Raw genomic sequence first — 26,077 nt, 5'->3', positions numbered from 1 at the left:
TAACTAAAAGGGCTTTGACTAAAAGGGCTTAGCTGAAAGATACAAAACAAGAGGTTTAACCTAAGAGACCTAAATCAACCAGCTTTCACCATACTAATTTTATCGACCTGTACACACAAACTAACGAGAGCGCACATTCGTTGTAGAAAAAACTTTCGTTTTGTGTAATAAAACATCAATAACTTTGTATTTTGAATAAAAATGACGCAATTAGAATAGATAAAGTCGTTATTTTTATACTGCATTTGCCTGTAGTGATTCAATAATCGTCACCTAGCCTCATCGCTAATTTGACTGTTATTTGAATCAAATTTTGATCAAAAAATAGACCCACTAAAAATAATAAAAACATGGCAAGCTAGAGGCTAATGCAATGATACCTATACAGACAAAGTACGAAGGAAAGGGCGACCGTGTTCGTCATATTGGCTTTTTGTTACTGCCAAATTTCACCATGATGGCATTGACATCTGCTATTGAACCTTTGCGCATGGCAAACCACCTTTCAGGTAAAACCTTGTACACCTGGGCTACCATAAGCGCCAGCGGTGAGCCCGTTGTTGCCAGTGATGGTTTGAGTGTGAACGTAAGTGCCAGGTACGAAAACCATGAGAGCTACTCGGCGGTAATGGTTTGCGGCGGCGTTGCGGTGAAAGAAGGTATTACCAAACTCGATTTGAACTGGTTAAATTACTTAGCCAGAAAGAACGTGATTTTAGGTGGTATTTGCACGGGAAGTTATGCATTAGCAAAAGCGGGATTGCTAGATAACGTAAACTGCACCATTCACTGGGAAATGCTAGCCAGCTGGCAAGAAGACTTCCCCAAAATCAAAAGCACCAACCAACTCTACACCATTGAACATAAACGTTGGTGTAGTTCCGGTGGCACAGCCCCTATGGACTTGATGCTTTGCCTTATTGGCAGAGAATACGGAAAAGAGCTGCAAATTGCGATTTGTGAAATGTTCGCCCATGAACATATTCGCGACGAGTCAGAAATGCAGCGCATTCCGCTTCAGCATGTTGTAGGCGCTAATCAGTCTAAGCTTCAAGATATCGTGCATTTGATGGAAGCGAATATTGAAGAACCTTTGAACCTAAACGAGCTAGCCGGTTTTGTGAACTTGTCTCGCAGGCAACTAGAACGTTTGTTTCAACGCTATTTGCACTGCTCTCCTCATCGGTATTACATGCAAATTCGTTTAACTCGCGCAAGGCAACTTATTAAGCAAACCAATATTTCTATTATTGAAGTAGCTATTTGCTGCGGATTTGTATCTACCCCTCATTTCAGTAAATGTTATCGCAATGCATTTAAAATTCCACCGCGAGAAGAACGTGCAAACCGAGGCCTACAATTCGATAATGCCAGTGGCGGCGAATCGACCTATGGCACGGTAAAACTTCACCAGTTTCCCCCGACTCAATTAGAATGCGGCTAAAAGCGTCATGCTTTTTGCTTAGGAGCGCGCCTTATTTCAAGGCGCCTTTTATTTGCACATAGGCAAGTAGCGTACACTTAGCATCTGTGGAAACAAACCCTTAAGTAAGTACCCACTCACTACCAAAGATTTATAAATCAAGCATAAAATTACAATCGCCTCGCTCAAAAGTAAACAGTAAAACGCTCTTCGAGAAGTCAGCATCCTACCTGTAAACATACAAACTTCACGTTAGCATTACCCTTATTCAAGCTTATTTCTACAAAGCCCCCTCACCTATTTAGCTTTCTCAAATCTCATCAGTGAATTTTCCGTCGATATTAATTTTCACTTAACAGCACTTAACTGCTTTTAAACTTAAGGGCGCGACGCATTTAGCAAATAATGAGTCGTATTAGCTCTAATCGCCCATTTTGCTAGTGCTATTCTAATTTCCAAATCGTAAGCACGAAGCACATTTTAAAAGCGGCTTTTAGTTAAGGAATTTCCCATGCAAGACGCAAAAGAGTTGCACGACAGCTCGATAATATTCGACGGTTTAGTGATAGCTAAATGGAACCGAGATTTGTTTGAAGACATGCATCGCGGCGGCCTAACCGCAGCTAACTGCACCGTATCTGTATGGGAAGGTTTTAAAAGCACCATAGATAACATTGTGGAATTTAATCAGTACTTTGAAACCGACAGCGACTTGATCATGCCAGTAACTAAAACTGCTGATATCGCCACCGCAAAGGCTCTTGGTAAAACCGGCATTATTTTAGGTTTTCAAAATGCGAATGCTTTTGAAGATCAAATTGGCTATGTAGAAATATTTAAAAAGCTGGGTGTAGGCATAGTGCAAATGGCCTACAACACACAAAACTTAGTGGGTACGGGTTGTTATGAACGCGACGGTGGCCTATCGGGTTTTGGCCGTGAAATTGTAGCCGAAATGAATCGCGTAGGTATTATGTGCGACCTAAGCCACGTAGGCCCACAAACCTCAATTGAAGTCATTGAAGCATCTACCAAACCTGTGTGTTACTCCCACTGTTTGCCATCAGGCTTAAAAGATCATCCTCGCAATAAGTCAGACGAAGAACTTAAATTCATTGCCGACAGAAACGGCTTTATTGGGGTAACCATGTTTGCGCCTTTCTTGGCAAAAGGCATCGACTCCACCGTAGACGATTACGTAGAAGCCATGGACTACGTGATTGATATTGCAGGAGTCGATTGTGTAGGTATTGGCACAGATTTCACCCAAGGCCACGACAAAGCCTTCTTCGACATGCTTACTCACGACAAAGGCTACGCACGTAACCTCACTAACTTTGGAAAAATTGTGAACCCACTTGGTATTCGTACCCTTGGCGAGTTCCCCAATTTAACCGCCACCATGTTAAAACACGGTTGGTCGGAGCAAAAAATCAAAAAGGTGATGGGTGAAAATTGGGTTAACGTTCTAAAACAAGTGTGGGGAGAATAATTATGTCGTATCACAGCCCTGAAATGCCAATACAAGTAGACGATAAAACAGGCGTATGGACCACCGACGCCCTACCCATGCTTTATGTACCACGCCACTTTTTTGTGAATAACCACATGGGTATTGAAGAAGAAATTGGCGCAGAAAAGTACGCCGACATTCTTTACAAAGCAGGCTATAAATCGGCCTATTACTGGTGCGAAAAAGAAGCAGAAGCCCACGGCATATCTGGCGAGGCGGTATTTGAGCATTACATGAAGCGTTTATCTCAGCGCGGCTGGGGCTTTTTCATTACCGAAGCTCTCGATTTAAAAGCGGGCACTGCCCGAGTTCGCTTAGAAAACTCCGCCTTTGTTTATCAGTACGGCAATGTGAACCGCAAGGTCGATTATATGTTTACCGGCTGGTTTGCTGGCGCTATGGATCAAATAGCCCAAAGTCTAGGTTACACGGTAAAAACCCAAGCTGAACAAACCCAATGCGCCGCCGAAGAAGGCTGCGACTATGGCATTTTTGAAGTGTCTCCTTTGTAGCCACACCATATTGATTGAAACACTAAGTAGCAAATATGTATTTCTTGAGGGAACACCATGGCGCAGTTTGAAGCCTTATTTAAGCCATTAGCAATTAATAAACTGACTATTCGAAATCGAGTAGTGAGTACTGCTCACGCAGAGGTGTATGCCACCGAAGGCGGCATGACCACAGAACGCTACGTAAAATATTACGAAGAGAAAGCCAAAGGTGGCGTAGGGCTTTGTATTTGTGGCGGGTCGAGCGTGGTGTCTATTGATAGCCCTCAAGATTGGTGGAAATCCGTTAATTTATCTACCGACCGTATTATTCCTCATTTTCAAAATTTAGCCGATGCCGTGCACAAACACGGCGGCAAAATTATGATTCAAATTACGCATATGGGCCGACGCTCTAGATGGGACGGGGGCAATTGGAGCACCTTGCTTAGTCCAAGTGGTATTCGTGAACCAGTACACCGTGCTACCTGCAAAACCATTGAAATAGAAGAAATGCAGCGCATTATTGGCGACTTCGCCAAAGCTGCTGGCCGTGCGAAAGCAGGCGGTTTAGATGGCATTGAGCTTTCTGCAGTACACCAGCATTTAATCGACCAATTTTGGAGCCCTCGGGTAAACCAGCGCACCGATGAATGGGGCGGTAGCTTTGAAAACCGCATGCGCTTTGGCATGGAAGTGCTAAAAGCCGTACGTGAAGAAGTAGGACGCGATTTCGCCGTAGGTTTACGCATTACCGGCGATGAATTTCACGCCGATGGCCTTAACCACGACGACATGAAAGAAATAGCGGCCTATTACAACAATACCGGCCTGCTCGACTTTTTCAGCGTGGTAGGCTCGGGCTGCGATACCCACAATACCCTTGCTAACGTTATTCCTAACATGAGCTACCCACCAGAACCATTTTTGCACCTAGCGGCGGGCATTAAAGAAGTGGTGAGCGTGCCGGTGATGCACGCACAAAATATTAAAGATCCTAACCAAGCGCAGCGCATACTAGAAGCAGGCTACGTAGACTTTGTTGGCATGACTCGGGCGCATATTGCCGACCCGCATCTCATTACCAAAATTAAGCTTAACCAGGTTGATCAAATAAAGCAGTGCGTGGGCGCGAACTATTGCATAGACCGCCAATACCAAGGGTTAGATGTACTTTGCATTCAAAATGCGGCCACTTCCCGCGAATCTACCATGCCCCATATTATTCAAAAAACCGACGGCCCTATTCGCACAGTGGTAATTATAGGTGGCGGCCCTGCGGGCATGGAAGCGGCCCGCGTTAGCGCTGAACGCGGCCATAAAGTAACCCTAATAGAAAAAAACAGTGAGCTAGGCGGGCAAATTTCTATTGCCGCCAAAGCGCCGCAGCGCGACCAAATAGCAGGCATTACTCGCTGGTTCGCCCTAGAACTTGCGCGATTAGGGGTAGATATTCAGCTTAATACCGCTGCCGATGAAGCCAGTATTCGCGGATTTAATGCCGATGTAGTCATTCTGGCCACCGGCGCGACGCCGTTCATTAATCAAAACCCACATTGGGGTGCTGATGACGGCTTGGTGGTAAGTTCATGGGATATTTTAAATGGCGAAATACCGCCAGGTAAAAACGTATTAGTGTACGACACCATATGCGAATTCAGCGGGTTATCGGTTGCCGACTTCTTGGCCCACAACGGCGCTTTGGTAGAAGTAGTTACCGATGATATTAAGCCAGGTGCAGCGGTAGGCGGCACCACCTTCCCCACTTATTATCGCAGCTTGTACGAGCGCGAAGTCATCATGACCTCTGACTTGTTACTAGAAAAGGTATACAAGGAAGGCGACAAACTTGTGGCCGTGCTTGAAAACGAATACACAGGGCAGCAAGAAGAACGGGTGGTGGACCAAGTTGTAGTAGAAAACGGTACCCGCCCCGACGAACTGCTGTACTACCAACTTAAGCAAGACTCTCGCAACAAAGGGCAAATGGATATTGAAGCCCTATATGACGCAAAGCCACAACCTATGCTTGCAGAAGAAGCGAGCGGCTATTTGCTGTATAGAATTGGCGACTGTGTAGCTCAGCGTAATACACACGCCGCCATTTATGACGCCTTAAGGCTATGCAAAGATTTCTAATGAAATGGAAAAGTATGGCGTTAATGGCCTGCTTTTCCTTAGCCGGCTTTTCCACAATATCGCTTTCTATAGCAGCGCTGTACACAGCCAATCAGCCCATGGGGTTGGCCATTAAAAATAAGAAATCTAACCAATGTAGGTTTTGTCATGTTTGCTGATGATTTTTTACCGTCTGTATTATTTGTACTGTTGTTAGTGTCGGTATTGCTTACGCTAGTTGGCGCAGGCCGCCGCGTACGTTTGTGGCGACAAGGACAAGCTTCTACTGTGCATTGGGCTGGGTTACTTTCTATTCCAAGGCGCTATTTAGTAGACCTTCATCACGTAGTCGCGAGCGACAAATACATTTCAAATACCCACGTGGCCACCGCGGGCGGCTTCGTTTTAACCACTATTTTAGTGCTGAGCATTTACCTATTCGGCATATCAGGCCCTGTTTTAAATTATGCTTTGTTAGCCAGTAGCGCCCTTATGTTTATTGGCGCTGTGTTTGTGTTTTTACGGCGCAGGAACCCACCGCCTAATTTGTCTAAAGGGCCGTGGTCGCGCTTGCCCTATAGCTTGTTAACCTATGCAAGTAGCTTCTTTATTTTAAGCTTACCCGCCACCGGCCTATTACCCACAAACACAGGCGGTTGGTTATTGGCCGTGGTGTTATTGATTGGCATAACGTGGGGCGTGGGCGAAATGTATTTAGGCATGGCTTGGGGCGGCCCCATGAAGCACGCCTTTGCTGGCGCACTGCATTTAGGCTTTCACCGCAGGCAAGAACGCTTTGGCGGCGGGCGCTCAACGGGTCTTAAAAGCATTAACCTTGAAAGCATTCACCTTGAAACAGGGAAGCTAGGTGTAGAAAAGCCTGAAGACTTTAAATGGAACCAGCTCCTTAGCTTCGACGCATGCGTAGAATGCGGTCGATGTGAAAAAGCCTGCCCTGCCTTTGCCGCAGGCCAACCGCTTAACCCCAAAAAGCTTATTCAAGACATGGTAGTTGGCATGGCCGGAGGCAGCGATGCCCAGTTTGCTGGCAGCCCCTACCCTGGCGTGCAGGCAGGAACTCATAAAGGCGGCGCGATTATTCCTATTGTGAACGTGCTAGTGCCATCTGAAACCGTATGGTCTTGCACCACCTGCCGGGCCTGTGTCCAAGAATGCCCCATGATGATTGAACATGTAGACGCCATTGTTGATATGCGCCGTTTTGAAACCTTAGAAAAAGGCCAAACCCCGGGCAAAGGTGCCGAGTTACTCGAGAACTTAAAAACCACCGACAACCCCAATGGCTATGCGCCAAACAGCCGAATGAACTGGGCAGCAGATCAGAACTTACCCATATTTGGCCAACAGGTAGAACAAGCAGACGTATTATTGTGGATAGGCGATGCCGCCTTCGACATGCGAAACCAACGCACCTTGCGTGCCATGGTAAGTTTATTGCGCGCGGCTAACGTAGATTTTGCGGTATTAGGCGATAGCGAATGCGACAGCGGCGACCCCGCACGCAGACTAGGTGATGAAGCCACTTTCCAGCGCTTGGCGAAAACCAATATTGCCACCATGGCCCAGTATAAATTCAAGCATATTGTTACCGCCGACCCTCATGCCTTTCATTGCCTTAAAAATGAATACGGTGATTTTGGCGGCAATTACGATGTGTATCACCACACCGGCTTTTTCGCCGAATTAGTAAAAAGCCAAAAGCTAAGCTTAAGCACCGATAAAGCCTTATCGCTTACTTATCACGACCCATGCTATTTAGGCCGATACAACGGCGAATACGATGCCCCTAGGTACTTACTAGAAGCGATGGGCATTAGTATAAAAGAAATGGAGCGAAGCAAAACGAAAGCGCGCTGTTGCGGCGGCGGTGGCGGTGCCCCCATTACCGACATACCCGGCACGCAGCGCATTCCCGATATGCGAATGGAAGACGCTAAAGCTACCAAGGCTGACATTATCGCAGTGGGCTGCCCGCAATGTAGCTTAATGCTTGAGGGGGTTGTAGAGCCCCGCCCACAAGTAAAAGACATTGCTGAGCTAATGTTAGATGCGCTTGTTTTAGATACTCAGACTTTAGATGCACAGATTTTAGGTAAACAGGTATTAGAAGAAGAAACTGCCGTTGATACTAAATTGTCAGCCGTAAACCTTGAACCCACCGCCGCAAAAGTGGTGAATGTAAAAGTTTCGCACAAAATAACGAGCACGGCCGATGTCTAACCTATATCGTCGCGACCCGCGAGCACAGTGGATTGCCCGAAATAGGCTGCATCCATTGCATGTACCTGAAGGCCAGCTAGTTCAACGAGGCCCTACTGGCCTATTGCGTAAAAACGTACATACCATCGGTTTTATTGGCCCAAATGGCCTAAAGCGAATTGATAGGTCGGGCGCTGCAGACTCATTTGAACAGCTAAACAGGCAATCGGCTCAAGGTAGTAATTCAGCAGCCCAAGAAGAGGTTGTGCTGCCGCTACACAAAGTAGCTAACCCAGATTTTTATATTCTAGTGGTGGTAGATGGCGTTTCAGGCAGATTATCTAGCCATGATAGAGATACCCTAGGCTTAGCTCATAAATTGGCAACCCACGAAGCTCATATTGAAAACGGCGTGCTTGCCGAAAATAACGCAGCATTTGATAAAGGAATTGAAGGCAATGAAGTACGCACAGGTGCAGGTGCGAGTGCAGGCGAAAGAACAGGCGCAGTAGTAGCGGTATTCTTCGATGCTATTACCGAAGAACGGCTAGATATCACAGGCATAGACAGGCTGGTTAATTTTGAAGGCAATGAATATCAGCACTATAACCCTGAACAGCGGTGCGCCGATTTATACAAGCTAGTAAACCAGCTAAACCCAAAACATGTTTTATTTCCAGATAGCATTCATGGCGGAGCAGATTTAGGCCGCCGATTAGCCGCAAAGCTTAATACCACGGTGGCCAGCAATGTATGGAAAGTGAATAACAACCAAATAGTATGTCGCGGCTCTGCAGGTAAAACCGATATTACCCGTGCCATAACAAACATCATGCTAGTACTTGAAGAATGCAGCGAGCCGGTAAGTGATACTCGCCACGAGTGCCTAGCGCTTGAGCGGCCGCTTGAGCAGTCACTGAATCAGCTTCCTAACATCAATACTCAATACCTTCCTAATCAAGAACCGAGCCCTGTACTAGAGCAAACGCCAGATCAGATTGTAGAAAGTATCAGCCAGCAGAAAATTACAGACTTAGGCAATGTAAGCGTGAACCCTAACGATATTAATCTGGCCGAAGCTGGGTTTATTTTATCTGGCGGTAACGGCATTACCGATTGGGATCAGTTCCACCACGCAGCTGCAATATTGGGTGCTACCGAAGGCGCAAGCCGTGTAGCGGTAGACGATGGCTTTATGCCACGTGAACGACAAGTAGGCGCAACCGGCACTTGGGTTACGGCAAAAGTTTATATTGCGGTAGGTATATCGGGCGCTATTCAGCACATGCAAGGCATAGCACAGTGTGAAAAAGTAATCGCCGTTAACAGCGATGCTAGCTGCGACATGGTTAAGCGCGCCGATTTGAGCGCCATTGGCGATAGCCAAGAAATATTAGCCGCGTTGCTCACCTTAGTGACTGAGCAAAAAGGCGAGCCTAAAAGCGACCTAAACACCGACCTGAAAGGCGATAAAAACAACCAAAGCACATCCACCAGCGATACTTCAGGGCAAAACCCGCATCAAGCAACACCTATACATATGCTGGAGGCTCTACATGCGTAAACAAACTCATTCAGCAAGCACCGAGATTAATAAAAACACTGAGGGTTTACACAATAATGTCGTGAAAATGGTAAACACGGCGAGCAAAGAAAGCGTAAATGTGACCGTATTGGTGTCGGTTGGAGAGCATCCACTATCAAAGCGCCCACGGCGAGCCGAGCAAGACGCGAGGGCCATAGAGATTGGGCTGAATTTACCCGGTACCCAGTTACACGTTATGCACGCAGGCGCAGCAGACAATGTGCAAACCAACACTGTATTAAAAGACTATTTAGGCATGGGCTTACCTGAAATTCAGGTTCTAAACATACCGCAAGAAGCTGATAACCTTACCGCGTTAACTAGCAACTTCACTGATAGCAACCCCGATATAATACTGACAGGAATACGTGCCGAAAATGGGGAATCGTCAGGCATGCTGCCTTACGTATTATCTGAACAATTAGGTATGGCATTAGTACCAAGCATAACCGAGATATTAAGCGTAGATAAAAAAGCGGGATTCGCAGAGTTACTTCAAGCCTTGCCAAGAGGACAGCGCAGAAAAGTAAGGGTAAAACTACCTTTTGTGGCCACCGTTGATATGGCCGCCAAAGCACCACGACAAAGTGCTTTTGGCGCAGCCATGCGGGGTAAAATTACTGTAGTGGATGCCATTGCTACTGCCACTACAAACAATGCGAATACCGAATGGAAAATAACCCCTGCTCAACCCCGCCCTAAACGGCTAAAAGTAGTAAAAGCTAAAACCGCAGCCGATAGATTTAAAGCCGCCACCGCCAAAGCCCAAGGCGGCGCAGGCAAAGTTATTTACAACAACCAAGAAGCTGCCGACGCTATCTTGAAAATGCTGACGGATGAAAAGGTGTTATAGCAACTATTTTATTGCGCTGTAACTTATATGCGCTAATAATTTGACTAGTTAACAAGCAACTAGCAGAGTATAGAGATGCTTACACTAAGCGAAGCCTTCTCACTATGATGAATTTAGCGTTCTCTTACCTACCTCTTATTTTGCTTATTACCTTAATGGTAAAAAAGAAACCTATGCCATCAAGCAAAGCCTTACCTTTAAGCGCTTTAGTCGCTTACATAGTGGTGCTATTAGTATTCAAACAAGACGCAAGGTTAGTGAATGCCAATGTAATAAGTGGCGCATTGCTAGCACTTACCCCACTTTCTATTATCGCAGGCGCTATATTCCTTTTTAAGTGCATGGAAATTACCGGTGCATTAGCTATTTTACGCAAAGCGTTAGACGGCGTAAGTTCAAACCCTGTAGCCCAGCTAATGATTGTGGGCTGGGCGTTTATGTTTCTAATTGAAGGAGCCAGTGGCTTTGGTACACCTGCCGCCATTGCCGCCCCAATACTGTACAGCCTTGGTTTTCCCGCGTTACGGGTGGCACTGTTCTGTTTAGTGCTTAATACCATTCCCGTTACGTTTGGGGCTATGGGCACCCCCGTATGGTTCGGTTTATCGCTACTAGAACTTCCACAACAAAGCGTGCTAGAAATAGCCCAGCAAGCCGCCCTAATTAACACCATAGCCGCACCTATAATAGTGATATTGGCATTACGATTAGTAGTGAGCGATACCGCAGATATTAAAAAGAACCTGCTTTTTATTCTGCTTTCCACCTGCGCATGCACCCTGCCCTATTTGGGGCTAAGTTACTTCGGCGTAGAATTCCCTTCGTTACTGGGCGGGCTAATTGGCCTAGTTATTACCCTGTTGCTGGCGAAGTATAAAGTAGGGACAGAGACAACAAATCAACAAGCAGTAAATCGACCAGCAGCCACCGAACAAACCCCAGAACAAGTACCAGCGAATACAGTACCACTAAAAACACTAATAAAAGCCGCGTTCCCGCTGTGGGGCACTGTGTTACTTTTGGTATTAACTCGCCTGCCCGAGCTAGGGTTAAAAGCGCTTTTACAAGCCACCGAACCTGCATTACACATTAGCCTAGGTTTTTTAGGCACCTTCCACATAAGCACCAGTTTAGTGGCCAGCTTAACCAGCATTTTAGATACCACGGTAACCTGGAAACATAGCGTTTTGTATATTCCGTCTATCATTCCTTTTGCGGTAACAGGCAGCGTAACCTTGTGGTTATTTCGGCACTCATCAGCATCGAACTCATTAAAAACAGCAAGCCAACAAACCCTAGCGCGCATGCGCACGCCTTTATTCGCCATGCTAGGCGCGCTTATCTTTGTGAACATGATGATGCTTGGCGACAGTTCTGGCCAAAACAGCGCAGCGGTAGCCCAAATAGGTCATCACTTGGCACAAATAACGGGCGCCAACTGGACCTTCTTCGCCCCGCTTTTAGGCGCACTAGGCTCATTCTTTTCAGGCTCGGCCACTATTTCTAATTTAACCTTCGCGGGAATTCAAACCACCATTGCCGAACAATTGTCACTACCCCTTACCACCATACTGGCACTACAAAGTGTAGGCGCAGCCATGGGCAACATGGTGTGCATAAATAACATAGTGGCAGTAACCGCTATTCTCGGTTTGCAAAACCGCGACGGCGACATTTTAAAAAGCACATCATTGATACTGGCCGTGTTCGCTGTTGTGGCTGGGGGCATGGGGGTGTTGTTGGTTCGGGTTGGAGTTGGTGGGTGATGATGGAAGTAAGAAACTGCTTCTTTAAGCGTGAGCTATATGATTAGCTAGGTGGACACAGGCTTACATTAAAAAATGAGTCGGATCTTCATTTCATCTCCGACAAAGAAATACGATAGATAGAGAGAGTGAATAAAACATGAAACGTTGCATGATTAACATTACCGCCCTATTTTTGATACTGAACCATTCGTTTGTAAATGCAGAAACAAAGGTTTTGTTTATAGGAAATAGTTTTACATTCGGTTACGGTTCAGCAACTAAACACTACCGTACGAATTCGGTTACTGACCTAAATAGCGAAGGAATTGGTGGCGTACCTGCTCTTTTTAAATCTTTTACAGAGCAAGTTGGTCTACATTACGATGTATACCTAGAAACCCATGGCGGTAGCGATTTAGATTATCACTTAAACAACAAGTTGGATGTTATTGGCTCTCAACCTTGGGATCAGGTTGTTATGCATAGTTATAGTACGATGGATAAAGAACAACCTGGCGCCCCAAATGCACTTGTTAAATCAACTGCAAAAATGTCAGAGTTTTTATATGGTTTGAACTCAAAAGTAGAAGTCTATATTACGGCAACTTGGTCCCGACCAGACTTAATTTATAAAGCTGATCGCCAATGGTCTGGCACGCCAATAGAAAAAATGGCACTAGATGTTCGAGCTGGCTATGACCTAGCTGCGCAATCTCCTTATGTTACAGCGGTAAATGCTGTAGGCGAAGCTTGGACTCAAGCAATGAAATTAGGAATTGCCGATACTAACCCCTACGATGGCATTGCATTTGGAAAAATTAGCTTGTGGACATGGGATTACTACCATGGAAGTTCATACGGATATTACTTGCACGCATTAATGGCGTTCGGAAACTTAACGGGTTTAGATCCACGTTCTCTAGGTGAATATGAATGCTCAGGTTTCGAACTTGGCATGTCTCAGCGTCAAATAAAAATGTTACAACAAGCAGCTTTCGACCAACTTATTAAAGAAAAGAGAGTAACGCCCTCATCACCGCCAAATTCTAAAAAACCACTACACCAAAAAAATTGCGCAACCATTTAATCACAATGAAAAGGCATAAAGCCGTTTTACACAATTCAATACTTGTGACTAAGAGATGTAGACACTGAAACGTAGGGCTTAGGTGCTGCTTAACCTTTGGATTATCAGCGAACTAATGACGTAAGCGCTCTCGTCTCGTGATTAAGTTCTCGTCATAACACTAAGCACTTTTCATTCTTCACCCTGCACTTTCATACCAATAAAAACATTAATTCGTATCTTAAATAGATACAAACAACCTATTCCTAGTAGGTGACTTTTATATAACCTATTTATGTCTCGATTACTTACATTCTGAAAAATATTGGAAATATTGCCTAACCAAACGACTAAATCGATAAAAAACCACTTAACCTCGATCTTTGTTGCTAAATCGTGAATTGAATGTTTAAATAAAGTTAAATCTTTTATAGATACAAGTGGGTGAACTATGCGTTTATCATCAAAATTGATTAGTGGCTTGATTTGTCTGTTTTTTATTCATTCTGTATTTGCGGACGTAATCGTTGAAGAAGTGGCAGGGGTGGATTCGAGCAATCAGGCTGGTTGGTGGGTTCCTTTGGCTATCCACGATGGTGATGCCTATTTTTCATTTAACTCTTCTGGCTCGACAAATAGCAAGCATAAAGTAAAAGTAGCTAAACGATCATCGTCAGGAGTTTGGGTTTCTGGGTTCTTAAAAAATGCTGACGGTAGCATTTGGGAACACAGTGATGACAACGGCCATGATCAACCTACTATAGCGGTTGATGGAGATGGCGACATCCATGTTTTTGCCGACCATCACAATAACAATTGGCGATATTTTCGTTCTTCAAGCCCTACTGATGTTAATAATTTATTGAAACGCTCTGACATGGTAAATAACACTGGAATATACACCTACCCAGTTGCAGCAACATCTGAGAATGGCGATATTTATTTGATTGTTAGAGACACAAATGGATCTGATATTGGTAAAGGGCAGCTATTCTATTGGAATAACAATACCGATGTGTGGAGCCACATAGGGACTTTTGCGAGTCAAACCAATACACGGGTTTATCCGGATGATTTGGTAGTTGATAGTAACGGGGATGTGCACATTATCTGGGAATGGGCGTACGGTCACCCTCGAGCAGATAGACACTACGGGAGTTACTTGAAGTACGAACCGAACACCGGTTTATTTAAAACGGCCAATGGCAGCACAGTGAGTGCGCCAGTAAACTTATCAACGCCTAATCTTTTCTACCAAGGATTAGAAAGCGGTGAGTCATTCACTTCTTCAGACACAGGTAAGGGTATTCAGTCCGCTAAAATAGCACTAGGCAGCACTGGCCGGCCAAGTGTGGTTTATCGCTTTCGTACCGATGGCGCAAGTAGTGGAGGACGAGATTATGAGGTGTTTCGTATTCGCTGGAATGGCACCAGCTGGGTCGACAAAACGAGTATATACAGCGCTCAAGAGACCATCGCTGCGTTGGGTCATACTATTGTTGGTAATCGCGTAAGAGCTTACTTTGTTAGCAACGACAAGCAATTGTATGTAGCGGAGAAAACTGGCAGTAGCGCATGGGCTTCTTACATTTTGTCTAATGACAAATCTATTGAACGGGTCAATGTTAAAGTTAAAGAGACTAATGAAGACATTGTTTACGCGTCAGCGCCTACTTCGGTGAGCTCAAATTCGGGTAAATTATATGCGTTTTTTGTAGATAGCGATTTAACCGACATCCCAGAGCCTGTGGTGCCCACCATCTACGAAGCTGAAGACTTGTACTTTACTAACACGGTGACGGTAACCGTTCTTTCTGATGTGAATGCAAGTGAGGGTAAGTATGTAATGTTGCAAGATAATACAGTCAATGACTGGATTGAATTTACCTTGCCAAATGTTGAGGTTGGTACTTACACCGTCAAGTACAGTTATAAAACTCATAGTACTCGCGGCATAGCAACAACCGGTTATGAAGGCAATGACTTTGCCAGTTCAGTTGATCAATACAATACTGGGGTGAACTGGCCACTCGCAATACTAGGGACAATTAACGTTTCCACCGCTGGCGATAAATTACTGAGGTTTACCGTTACAGGCCAGAATCCAAGCAGTTCAGGATACAAAATATCCATAGATAAAATTGTGCTTGAATAGAATAAGCGTTAAAAACCTTAAAGCAACATGTTAGTAGTATCAATGACCTGCGACATCTATGTCCAACGTTCATTGATTCTGTGGCACTGAAAGCACGGTTGCGTGCAATGAGTAGAATATAAAATGCAAAAAGAGACAAGTGAAAGCATGGCACTTTATTCTAGCCCAATTCCCGGAGCCAGAGCGTCTATCGATCACGAGTCTATTGAATCGCAAGAGGCCACTGGCCGTTTTGTGATAGACATTAGCCAACCACAATTAACCGCTTACTGGCCTAGTGCGAAATTGCACAATGGCAGCGCAGTAGTCATTTGTCCGGGCGGTGGTTATCGAGGTCTATCGGTGGACATGGAAGGCCATGCCATTGCCGTTGAGTTAGTTAAACTAGGCATTAGTGCATTTGTTCTTAAATACCGAATGCCCTCCACTAACACTATGGACAACCCCCAGATGGGGCCTTTGCAAGACATTCAACAGGCGCTGCATGTTGTTAATACTCACGCGACTAAATGGAAACTGAACGCCAAAAAAATCGGAGTAATGGGGTTTTCTGCAGGCGGGCATTTAGCCTCAAGTGCAGCAGTACACTATAGCCGACCGGTACTGTTAACCACTGATCCCAAAATGCTTAAACCAGCATTTCAAATTTTAATTTACCCTGTGATCAGCATGGAGCAACCCATAACGCACTTAGGAACGAAAACACTATTATTAGGCGAGCGTGCCAGCGCCGCAGATATTCGCTACTTCTCAAACGACATGCAGGTAAACGAAGATGCTCCCCCAGCATTCATATTACATGCTAATGACGATAATCACGTACCTGTTGAAAACTCCCTAAGATATTATCAAGCACTACGTAATTCACAGGTACCAGTGCAACTTTTGATATTGCCATATGGCGGGCATGGCTTTGGTATGTATCACCAATACAACTGGTTCGAGGCATTAAAAATGTGGCTGAAGCTGTATAAACTTATTGACTAACGTTGGTTAAATAATTACTTATTCTTATTCAATTTCTTTGGCTTTATTTTTTAATAACGTAACTAATTCTTCCGTAGCTTCTTCTGGGATCCAGCCGGAAAGCGCGATAGAACTGTGCATATTACCTTTCACATTGACGGCGATGGTAACCGAATGGTGTGGTAAGTGAGTTTTATAATGCGTTTGCATCTTCACATAACCTTGCTCGCGGAATTGTTTAAGTGAACTTAGTAAACTTTCAACACCTTCTGGAAACCCTGGAATATCGCGATCTTGATATAACCCTCTCACTTCTTCATCTTCAAGCTCAGACAATAAAGAAATACCGGTACCGCATTCAGTGGCAGGAAAATAGCCCAAACGCCCAAGCGGACTCTCTTCCCCCATATCGGGAAGTGAATGATAAAGGTAAGTAACCTTGTCGTGCCATAACACTCCCATGGCCACAACTAATCCATATTTCCGTAGCTCTTCTAATGGCTTAATAGCTTTTGTGGTGACACCTGAAGCACATAAACCTTGCGCCGCTAAAACCAGCATTGCTGGTCCCGTCACATACTTACGATCATTATTTTTTTGCACTAAGCCAATATAGTCTAACGTTCGCAAAAGGCGATTTACTCGTGTGGTGTCCAGCTCCAAAAAGCGCGCTAATTCACGACATCCCACTGGACGTTCAAATGAAGCTAAGCCTTGTAAAACATTTATTCCTTCAATGAGGCTATGGTTTAACTGGCTACCGTGTTTTTTAAGGCTTGAACTTGAATTGAACATGATCGTCTTGTTAAAGTTATTTTTGTTAAGGTCATTTTACATAAAAGAAAGCTAGACCGTACTAAAAATACGGTCACGCTGTCACAGCGGCTTCCCTACTCTTACATTAGTAGTTAACTGAAACAGACAATTTGTATGTAGTTCCAAACTCAACATTGCGTTGTATCGCTTCTTCATAAGCAGCGTATTGCTTTTGTCTGGTATCCAGTAAATTAACAGCTTGAAAGTTTAAGCTTACATGGTCATTAATTTTATAGTTCGCAGTAGCTGCTAAATCCTGATAACTCTCATAAAATACGCCGTTATCACCAGCACCTAAGTAGCCCAAATAGTCATCTCGCCAGTTGTAGGCAAGCCGCACACCAAAAGACTCAATCTCATAATAGAGCACCATATTGATGTTATTTTCAGACAAACCAGGGATGGGCAAACTATTGCCACGACCATCTTCAAATGGTGTTTCACTGTCTATAAAGGAATAAGTTGCCATAATACCGGTGTCTTCCAGAAACCCTGGTAGTGCCGTAAACGCTTGCTGATAAAGAACTTCTAAGCCTTGGATCGTACCGCTTTCACCATTGATTGGTTGTTCAACAAATACTTGCTGACTATAGTTGGGCAAATCTCGGGGTTGGATTGTATTTACAATGAACGACTCTACATCTTTATAAAACACACCAGCAGATAAAATACTAGTTTCACCAAAATACCATTCAGCAGAAAAGTCTAGCTGATTGATAACAAATGGATCTAATTCAGGGTTACCGCCGTTAGCTGTAAAATCTCCCCTGACAAAGATGCCGCTACTTAGATCTGAAGTATCAGGAAAAGTGAGTGTACGTGCAGCGCCAAAGCGTAATACCACGTCATCGGTCAAATCTAATTTGACCACAGCAGAAGGCAAAAATTCTGAATGTGACACTTCGGTTGTAAATGGTGTTGCGGCTCCTGTAGTCACGTCTTCAGAGTGACCTTTTGAAGTTAAATCCCTTTGCACATAACGTACGCCAAAATTACCAGAAACCTCATAGCCGCCTAATTCACCAGAAAAGTTTGCTTGCGTATAAAAAGCCAGTAAATCCTCAGCGATATCGTAAGAAGGTGAAAGATCATGGGTGGTAGCACATTCTGCGGTTTGCGCTGCATCGTAAAACTCACTCAGTGTGGTACAACCTTGCCATTGGCTTTTGTCCACCACCAAATATTGATCGTTAACTGCTGGGCCATCACCAGAGAAGAAGTTACTGTTGCTGTACATGGTATAGATTTGCGGTAGCGCAGTTAACGCAAAATTAGGAGTAATTGCTCTAGCGACATAATCATGATCGGTCTCGAGAGAATTGGCACGACCACCAAACTCTACTGAGGTAAAAAAATCATCATCGAAATAACGCGTAAAATCTAATCTAACCGCGGTATCTGTGGTTTCATTATGAGACGTATTATCATAGATAATGGCTAGGTTCAGCCCTTCTGGTGAGGTTAAATCAGCGCCCCCAAACATGATATCAGGTGCGTCATCACCGGCTAATAAATCAAAATCAACTTCTGCCGCTTCTGCTGTTTGGAAACGCATGAAATCCTGTTGCGAATTAGAAGTTGAGTCTGTGTAAGCAAGCTCCCCCTCAACTTCCCAATCGTCTGCAAACCACCTAAAACCTACTGCAGTACTAGTAAATTCCATAAACGCTGGCGCAAATTCGGTATTGGTTTGCACGGGTCGGTTTATACTGGCTGACGTTAACACCCCATTATCGGAGATTTCGGTATTATCATAACCACAACACGTCCAAAACCCTGTCCAGAATCGATCACGGTCTGAATCTACTTTGCTATAGAAGCTATCGATATACAGGTCCAACGTATCGGTTGGTTGCCACTGTATCATGGCATTCAAGCCGGTCCTTTCACGTTTGTCATTGATTTCCCAATATCGTATATCATTAAAAACCAACGTTTCTTCATTTGGGTCGGCAGTTACCGAGGCATCATAACTATAGCCTGAGAATGTATTAAGTCCTTCCTCTTGAAAAACCAAACTAGCTTTTGAGGCGGCAACTTGTATACCTAGGGTATTTTCAAAAAAACTATTTGAATAATAAATAGATGCTTCAGTGCCATTGTCTTTCGACAAATCATTGTAGGAGCCAGTAACGCTAGCTACAACTTTTTGCCCATCATTGTCTAATGGACGACGAGTCTTGATGTTTACAACCCCACCCAACGCGCCCTCAATTTCCCTTGCACTGGGTAATTTCGACACCTCTAAGCTAGACACCAAACTAGAAGGAATAAGGGATAACATACTATATGACGAAGACTCCAGAGTATCTGGCCCCTTATCACCGCGGCCACCCGCTGTAGTCACTTGACGGCCATTCACCAAAATTACATTTTGACTTAAACCACGAATAGAGATGGCGCTACCTTCTCCAATTCCCCGTTCCAATTGTACACCTGAAACCCTTTGTAAAGACTCAGCGACATTAGTATCCGGTAACTTACCCATATCATCTGCGGAAATCGCATCAACAAACTGGACACTATCCCGTTTAGTGGCAACGGCTTGAGTGAGCTGGCTTCTTATACCGGTTACCTGAATAAGCTCAACTTCTTCTGTGCTCTTTTCATCTTGCTGAGCCTGTGCGTAGCCCGGCAACGTCAACGCTGCAGTACTCATAGTGATAATTGCTGTAGCTATGCTATTACGCTTTAAATTGTGTATTTTAAAATTATTCATTGTGCCCCCTTGATTAACAAGACATCACACTTGACAGAGTAATCTGGCTCATCACGTGTGTCCGTATACCTAAAATACTTATAAATCTATTATAGACACATTACAAGGAATTTTGGATCAAATTTTTTACATTTTAAACATTTCATTAACCAGCAACAAAAACCCGCCCAACCTACTTAAAATGAAGTTAAGATAACAGAACATAGCATTACAAAGAAAAGCTCTTTATAAAAACAATCAATATTAACAATAAATTCACATTGACTTGTTTCTAATAGTGACACATTATTTATATTATTCGTGTGGTAACAACACCTTTATGACTAACCACAATATATCGTTACATTGCTTAGGTTAAACCGATAACCCTCTGATTGCAGTGTATTGTCGTTATTATTGGGGTTTATGGCTCCAATCGTTTAAAAGAATCTTTATGAACCAATTTGATTATTACGTTGCTATCGCATTTGCATTAATTATTTTATTTCTCGGGCTAATGTTCTCTCGCAGTGGTAAGAGCATGTCGTCATTTTTTGCTGCTGGCGGCGCGGTGCCTTGGTGGATAAGCGGACTTTCTCTTTTTATGAGCTTTTTTTCAGTAGGCACCTTTGTAGTGTGGGGCTCTATTGCTTATAGCGACGGCCTGGTGGCAGTTGTTATTCAATCTACCATGGCTGTTGCTGGGCTCATTATTGGCTACATTATTGCGCCTGCTTGGAATAAAACCCGAGCCTTAACTGTTGCTGACTTTCTTACACATCGAGCCGGAAAATCGGTGCAAAAAGTCTACTCTTCCGCTTTTTTGTTTATTAATTTGTTTACTGCGGGCGCTTTTCTTTATCCAGTAGGAAAGATTATTGAGGTTTCCACTGGCATTCCTCTGAACCTGGCTATTTTGGTATTAGGGTTGTTCGTTATTGCTTACACCACTGTTGGTGGTCTTTGGGCAGTATTAGTAACTGATGTATTACAGTTTGTGGTGCTAACCGCAGCCGTGCTTATCATGATTCCTTTGGCATTTGGTGAAGTTGGCGGGGTTAATACCTTTATCAATAAGCTACCACAAGGTTTTTTAGCCTTACAGAATGAAAACTACAGCTGGCTTTTTCTGGTGGCATTTTTAATCTACAACACCGTTTTCATTGGTGGTAACTGGGCGTACGTGCAACGCTACACCAGTGTAGCTAAGCCCAGAGAAGCCCGAAAAGTAGGTTTACTATTTGGTAGCTTGTACTTAGTAGCGCCAATAATTTGGATGGTCCCTCCGATGATATATCGAGTTATTAATCCAGATTTATCTGGCACAGAAGCAGAGGAAGCCTATTTGCTTATGAGCAAATTGGTGCTACCTGAAGGACTACTAGGTTTGATACTAGCTGCTATGGTATTTGCGACCGCAAGCTCAGTGAATACTGCAATCAACATCGCGGCGGGTGTGTTCACCAATGATCTACTGAAGTCGTTCAAACCTGACTATCCCCCTCAACGCCTTATGAAGGCAGCACGAATCTCAACCTTTGTTTTCGGATTTTTAGCGATAGGTGTGGCCGTGGCGGTACAAAGCATGGGAGGAATTGTTGAAGTCGTCCTAAGCATCGCAGCACTTACTGGTGCATCACTTTATTTACCCCCTATATGGGCAATTTTTTCAAGACGCCAAACTGGCAAAAGTCTGCTGTTAACCACTTTTTTTAGTTTATTGATTAATGGTTTTTTCAAATTTGTAGCACCAACACTATTTGACCTATCGCTAAGCAGAGAATGGGAAATGATGTTAGGGGTTGTCACCCCAGTACTATGCCTCATTGGGTTTGAAATATACTTCGCTCGTAATCGCAATGCTAATCCTGACTACGATAACTATCGGGCATACCAATTAAACCGGGCATCCGCACAGCAATTAAATAGTGAAGTACAAACCACTGACAACGATTACAGCAAAAAGGTACTTGCAATAGGCGTACTTGCTATCGGCATATTACTGATGATTTTAAGTGCTGTATCCAACTCAGCCAATACCGAAACTTTTAGTGTTGGAATTAGCATTGCCCTGCCTTCGCTATGGTTTTTGTTAAGAAGATTAAAATAATTTAGGAGTACGCAATCATGTATCACGAACTGAGCGAACCAACAGGCAGGACATCTACCGTAGAAACAATTAAGTCAGACCTAGTTGTAGTTGGAGGAGGGGTAGCTGGCGTTTGCTGTGCTATATCCGCAGCCCGAGCTGGCGTGAAAGTAACACTAGTGCAGGATCGTCCTGTCCTAGGCGGTAACGCTTCTAGCGAAGTTCGCTTGTGGGTATTAGGAGCAACCTCCCACATGGGTAATAACAATCGTTGGTCACGCGAAGGGGGAGTAATTGGTGAGCTGCTATTAGAAAACTTGTTTCGAAATAAAGAAGGCAACGCATTAATTTTCGATACCATCATGTTAGAAAAGGTGGTGGAAGAGAAAAACATTACCTTATTGCTCAATACCTCAGTACATGCCACATACAAAAATACAGACAATAAAATTTCCTCTGTGGAAGGTTTTTGTTCCCAAAACAGTAAATTTTATGAACTGCATGGGACTTATTTTTGTGATGCGTCTGGAGATGGAATTGTAGCATTTCAGGCGGGTGCAGAGTTTCGTATGGGCGCAGAAGCAAAAGACGAGTTTTCGGAAAAAATGGCGCCAGACGAGCCAGGAAAGGAACTGTTAGGGCACTCAATCTATTTCTACAGCAAAGATGCAGGTAAGCCTGTTAAATACGTAGCACCTTCGTTTGCATCAATTGACGGCATGACCGAAGACAGAATGAAGCGTATTCGCAGTCAAGATGTTGGCCCTCGCCTGTGGTGGCTCGAATACGGAGGCAATAGTGAGACTATTGGCGAATCGGAAGAAATTAAATGGCAATTGTGGAAAGTGGTTTACGGTATATGGGATTACATTAAAAACAGTGGCAATTTTGAAAACGTCGACAACCTCACATTAGAGTGGGTAGGTACAATCCCTGGTAAACGAGAGAGCCGCCGGTTTATTGGGCATTCTTTTATTACACAACAGGATATCGTAGAACAGCGAGATGTTGATGATGCAGTTTCTTTTGGAGGCTGGGCAATTGACCACCACCCCGGCGATGGCGTTTACAGTAATAAACCGCCGTGCACCCAATATCACACCAAAGGGGTTTACCAAATCCCTTTAGGCGCATTTGTCAGTAAAGATATTGATAACCTATTTTATGCGGGGCGTATTATTAGCTCCTCACATATTGCGTTTGGATCTACCCGTGTAATGGCAACCTGCGGACACGGTGGCCATGCGGTTGGTGAAGCAGTTGCCTATTGTCTTCAGCAAAACTGTTCCACCACAGATTTACTGCAAGCCTCACATATAAAGCAGTTGCAGCAAAATCTTAACGAAAAAGGGCACTTTATCCCCAATGTGCCGATGCAACCCCAATTTAATCTGGCAAGTAAGGCTAACATTAGCGCCTCCAGCCAGCTTCTACTGGATGAACTGCCAAGCAATGGCCCGTGGCGGCCACTTAACATTTCAGCAGGTCAATTGTTGCCATTGCAACAGGGCACAGCCTATCAATTCACGGTTAACGTGCGAGCTGCTAAGCCCACTACCCTTTGTGTCCAGTTACGCCACAGTGAAAAAGCAACCAACTATACCCCTGAGGTTATTCTTGGGCAGCAGCGATATCAGTTAGAAGCCGGCGAGCATCAACTCGATATTAAATTCGCTGAAACCCTAGCTGAAGACCAGTATGCGTTATTGTGCTTTTTGGCAAACCCTGACATTGAAATTGCCTGTACTACTCGTCGTGTTTCATCACTGGTTTCAGTGTTTAATGGAGTTAACAAAGCAGTGTCTAATACAGGTAAGCAAACGGTAGAAGGTGACAAAGGTGTTGATGAGTTTGAATTTTGGACACCCGAGAGGCGTCCTGGCGGTCACAACATTGCTTTATCAATCAACCCTCCGTTAAATTGTTTTACCACGTCTAACCTGACTAATGGCTATACACGTGCGTATCAGCGTAGCAACGTTTGGTGCGCTGCAACAGAACACTCTGAGGCAGAATTAACACTTCAGTGGCAACAACCACAGCGCATAAACGAATTGATTTTGCACTTTGACGCAGACTTTGATCATGCCCTTGAGTCTTCGCTTTACGGCCACCCTGAAGATAGAGTGCCGTTTTGTGTTGAGCGTTTTCAGGTTTTAGATGATCAGGGCGTCGTCTTATACGAGAAACATGATAACCATCAGGCAGTAGTTGCATGCGTTTTCAGTGCACCTATAACTTCCGATAATCTTAGGATTAAACTTTGGAAAGCCCACGAAGATTGTCCAATTGCAATTTATGAAATCATTGTCAAATAATCGCTCCGCTATGAGGATGAGACTAAATTTCACGGTGAAAATGCTCGCTTTTATCGCAGCATTTTCCGCTGAAGCAGCCGTCACACTCTCCCCGCAGTTTGCGAATGATATGGTGTTGCAACGAGATAAGCCGACTATATTGCAAGGTTATTCCGACAAACCTGAAACCCTAGATATTTATATGGACGGGATAAAACTGCAATCCGCTGAAATAGAGAAAGGGGTTTGGAACCTTACGTTTCCTGCACAGGCCGCGGGCGGCCCTCATAAGTTAGGTATAAGAACATCCAGTCAATGGATTGAATTAAACAATATATTGTTTGGGGATATATGGCTCGCCTCTGGACAATCTAACATGGAGTATACTCTTGGTACTGCTGGTAGTGACTATGAGACAGAGGTACTTTCAGCTGACTTCCCGGAAATTCGCCAATTTAGAGTAGAGCGTAATGCCGCCTATCAAGGCCCATTAGATACCATCGCCAAAGGGCATTGGACAACTGCGCAGGGAAATGAATTAAAAGCATTTTCCGCTGTAGGGTACTTCTTCGCGAAACATGTTCAAGCGCACACAGGTATACCTATTGGCATTATTAACAACGCATTTGCTGGTGCTCGTATTCAAGCCTGGATGAGCGAAAGTGCGCTAGCGGCCTACCCTAAAGAAACAAGTTTGCTTAAACGCAATAAAGAACCCAGTAACATTGAGCACTTGCGACAAATCGATGAAACCCGCTATCAACAGTGGCAAGATAAATTAGCGTTTGAAGACCTTGGTTTACGCCATAAATGGTTCACAGAACACCTTAACGATAGCCACTGGCCACAGCTTACGGTGCCTGGGTTCTGGACAAGCCAAGGACAAGAACCCTTTAGCGGCAGTATGTGGTTTAGACGAACATTTTGGGTTTCTGCGGAACAAGCCAATGAAGCAACACGTCTCGAACTTGGCCGCATTGTTGACCAAGATGAGGTGTATATAAATGGGGAAAAGGTGGGCGGCACGCTTTATCAATACCCCCAACGGCTTTATTCATTAAACCCTGGTGTGCTCAAGCCCGGAACAAACCAAATTACGGTAAGAGTTGTGTCGCACCACCTTGCCGGACATGCCGGTTTTGTACCGTCGAAACCTTATCAATTGAAATTTGAAGATTCACTGATTTCACTAAGTGGCCTTTGGCGCTATCAGGTGGGGCATCGTATGAACAAGCCAATGCCGAGTCCTGAGTTCAAAATTAACGAACAACCATCGGTGCTTTATAATGCCATGTTAGCCCCATTAGCTAACATGCAGTTTAAAGGCGTAATTTGGTACCAAGGTGAGAGTAATGTCGAGGAGCCCGCTGTATACCGAAGCCTGTTTCCCACCATGATTACCCAATGGCGCACATTGCTTTCTCAGCCAACGTTGCCTTTTATATATGTGCAGTTAGCAAACTATTTAGAAGCGCAGCAAGACCCTAGCAATGCTGGCTGGGCGGATATTCGCGCCGCACAAACCAGCGGTTTGGTATTGAATAATACCGCTATGATTTCGGCAATAGATTTAGGAGAGTGGAACGACATTCACCCTAAAAACAAAGCGGCTGTAGGTCAGCGCTTGGCATTTGCAGCTTTAAATAAAGTCTACAACAAACCCAGCTTTGCTTTTCAAGGACCTGCACTTACTTGCGCACAAACATTGAGCGATAATAAAATAGAAGTTCACAGTAAATTTTATCCACTGGAGATAACAGGGTCAGATAATAATGTACAAGGCTTCGCTATTAGTGAAAATGGCTCGCATTATCGATGGGTAGAAGGTGAGTTAACCCCAACCTCTGTAATTTTGAAGGTAAAAGATGCCCACAAGATCGCCACTATTTCCTATGCGTGGCAAAGCAATCCAACCCGCGCAAATTTATCGAATGACAAACGACTACCTGCGTATCCAGCCAAGTTACCTGTAAAAAGCCGATGTAACATCGACGAAAAATAGTTTTCGATAAAGGTAAAGAAACGCAAACACTCTCACA

The 26,077-nt window shown here is 44.3% G+C and carries 16 protein-coding genes; 14 read left to right on the top strand and 2 right to left on the bottom strand.

The annotated features are described in order from the left end of the window. The first annotated feature begins 373 nt into the window (after positions 1 to 373). The 11 genes from Q4561_RS05600 (at position 374) to Q4561_RS05550 (ending at position 16,159) form a co-directional block, all read left to right on the top strand. The gene (locus Q4561_RS05600) at positions 374 to 1,444 is read left to right on the top strand and encodes a GlxA family transcriptional regulator (RefSeq protein WP_303458231.1); all 1,071 of its coding nucleotides are present in this window, start codon (positions 374 to 376) and stop codon (positions 1,442 to 1,444) included. Between the two features lie 490 nt (positions 1,445 to 1,934). After that, positions 1,935 to 2,915, top strand: a complete 981-nt coding sequence (locus Q4561_RS05595) for a dipeptidase (RefSeq protein WP_303458230.1) — start codon at positions 1,935 to 1,937, stop codon at positions 2,913 to 2,915. Positions 2,916 to 2,917: 2 nt separating this feature from the next. Then, positions 2,918 to 3,448 carry a 4-vinyl reductase gene (locus Q4561_RS05590; protein WP_303458228.1) on the top strand — a complete coding sequence of 177 codons (531 nt, stop codon included), beginning with the start codon at positions 2,918 to 2,920 and terminating at the stop codon, positions 3,446 to 3,448. 57 nt (positions 3,449 to 3,505) lie between these two features. Then, a complete protein-coding gene (locus Q4561_RS05585; RefSeq protein WP_303458226.1) occupies positions 3,506 to 5,566 on the top strand; it encodes an NADH:flavin oxidoreductase in 2,061 nt (686 codons plus the stop codon). Between the two features lie 147 nt (positions 5,567 to 5,713). Then, complete coding sequence (locus Q4561_RS05580) at positions 5,714 to 7,786, top strand: (Fe-S)-binding protein (RefSeq protein WP_303458224.1); 2,073 nt, start codon at positions 5,714 to 5,716, stop codon at positions 7,784 to 7,786. Next, positions 7,779 to 9,329 carry an electron transfer flavoprotein subunit alpha/FixB family protein gene (locus Q4561_RS05575; protein ID WP_303458222.1) on the top strand — a complete coding sequence of 517 codons (1,551 nt, stop codon included), beginning with the start codon at positions 7,779 to 7,781 and terminating at the stop codon, positions 9,327 to 9,329. Before Q4561_RS05580 ends, Q4561_RS05575 begins: the two co-directional genes overlap by 8 nt. Then, positions 9,322 to 10,203 carry an electron transfer flavoprotein subunit beta gene (locus Q4561_RS05570; RefSeq protein WP_303458220.1) on the top strand — a complete coding sequence of 294 codons (882 nt, stop codon included), beginning with the start codon at positions 9,322 to 9,324 and terminating at the stop codon, positions 10,201 to 10,203. The genes Q4561_RS05575 and Q4561_RS05570 overlap by 8 nt, the downstream gene beginning before the upstream one ends. 104 nt (positions 10,204 to 10,307) lie before the next feature. Further along, the gene (locus Q4561_RS05565; RefSeq protein ID WP_303458218.1) at positions 10,308 to 11,969 is read left to right on the top strand and encodes an L-lactate permease; all 1,662 of its coding nucleotides are present in this window, start codon (positions 10,308 to 10,310) and stop codon (positions 11,967 to 11,969) included. A 151-nt stretch (positions 11,970 to 12,120) separates the two neighbouring features. Next, positions 12,121 to 13,038: a PEP-CTERM sorting domain-containing protein gene (locus Q4561_RS05560; protein WP_303458217.1), complete on the top strand. Its 918-nt coding sequence runs from the start codon at positions 12,121 to 12,123 to the stop codon at positions 13,036 to 13,038. Between the two features lie 430 nt (positions 13,039 to 13,468). Next, positions 13,469 to 15,172 (top strand): BNR-4 repeat-containing protein, encoded by a 1,704-nt coding sequence (locus Q4561_RS05555; protein ID WP_303458215.1) that lies wholly within the window; start codon positions 13,469 to 13,471, stop codon positions 15,170 to 15,172. 123 nt (positions 15,173 to 15,295) lie between these two features. Next, positions 15,296 to 16,159, top strand: a complete 864-nt coding sequence (locus Q4561_RS05550) for an alpha/beta hydrolase (protein ID WP_303458214.1) — start codon at positions 15,296 to 15,298, stop codon at positions 16,157 to 16,159. Between the two features lie 24 nt (positions 16,160 to 16,183). Here the strand turns inward: Q4561_RS05550 and Q4561_RS05545 are convergent, their stop codons facing one another. Beyond that, entirely contained in the window at positions 16,184 to 16,933 is a 750-nt protein-coding gene (locus Q4561_RS05545; protein WP_303458213.1) for a hypothetical protein, read from the bottom strand. 106 nt (positions 16,934 to 17,039) lie between these two features. Beyond that, on the bottom strand, positions 17,040 to 19,673 hold the full coding sequence (locus tag Q4561_RS05540; protein WP_303458211.1) for a TonB-dependent receptor: 2,634 nt from the start codon (positions 19,671 to 19,673) through the stop codon (positions 17,040 to 17,042). A gap of 433 nt (positions 19,674 to 20,106) precedes the next feature. Between Q4561_RS05540 and Q4561_RS05535 the strand changes: the two genes are divergently transcribed. Genes Q4561_RS05535 through Q4561_RS05525 form a run of 3 tightly spaced genes read left to right on the top strand, consistent with a single transcriptional unit; the run spans position 20,107 to position 26,040 of the window. Continuing rightward, positions 20,107 to 21,762 carry a sodium:solute symporter family protein gene (locus tag Q4561_RS05535; RefSeq protein WP_303458210.1) on the top strand — a complete coding sequence of 552 codons (1,656 nt, stop codon included), beginning with the start codon at positions 20,107 to 20,109 and terminating at the stop codon, positions 21,760 to 21,762. A gap of 17 nt (positions 21,763 to 21,779) precedes the next feature. Beyond that, on the top strand, positions 21,780 to 24,059 hold the full coding sequence (locus Q4561_RS05530) for an FAD-dependent oxidoreductase (RefSeq protein WP_303458209.1): 2,280 nt from the start codon (positions 21,780 to 21,782) through the stop codon (positions 24,057 to 24,059). A gap of 40 nt (positions 24,060 to 24,099) precedes the next feature. Continuing rightward, complete coding sequence (locus Q4561_RS05525) at positions 24,100 to 26,040, top strand: sialate O-acetylesterase (protein ID WP_303458208.1); 1,941 nt, start codon at positions 24,100 to 24,102, stop codon at positions 26,038 to 26,040. Positions 26,041 to 26,077: the final 37 nt, after the last annotated feature.

Origin of the sequence: Alteromonas sp. 1_MG-2023 (genome assembly GCF_030547075.1) — a bacterium.
Lineage (GTDB): Bacteria > Pseudomonadota > Gammaproteobacteria > Enterobacterales > Alteromonadaceae > Alteromonas.
The sequence above is the reverse complement of the archived record's forward strand: the minus strand, read 5'-3'. Positions and strand labels throughout refer to the sequence as shown.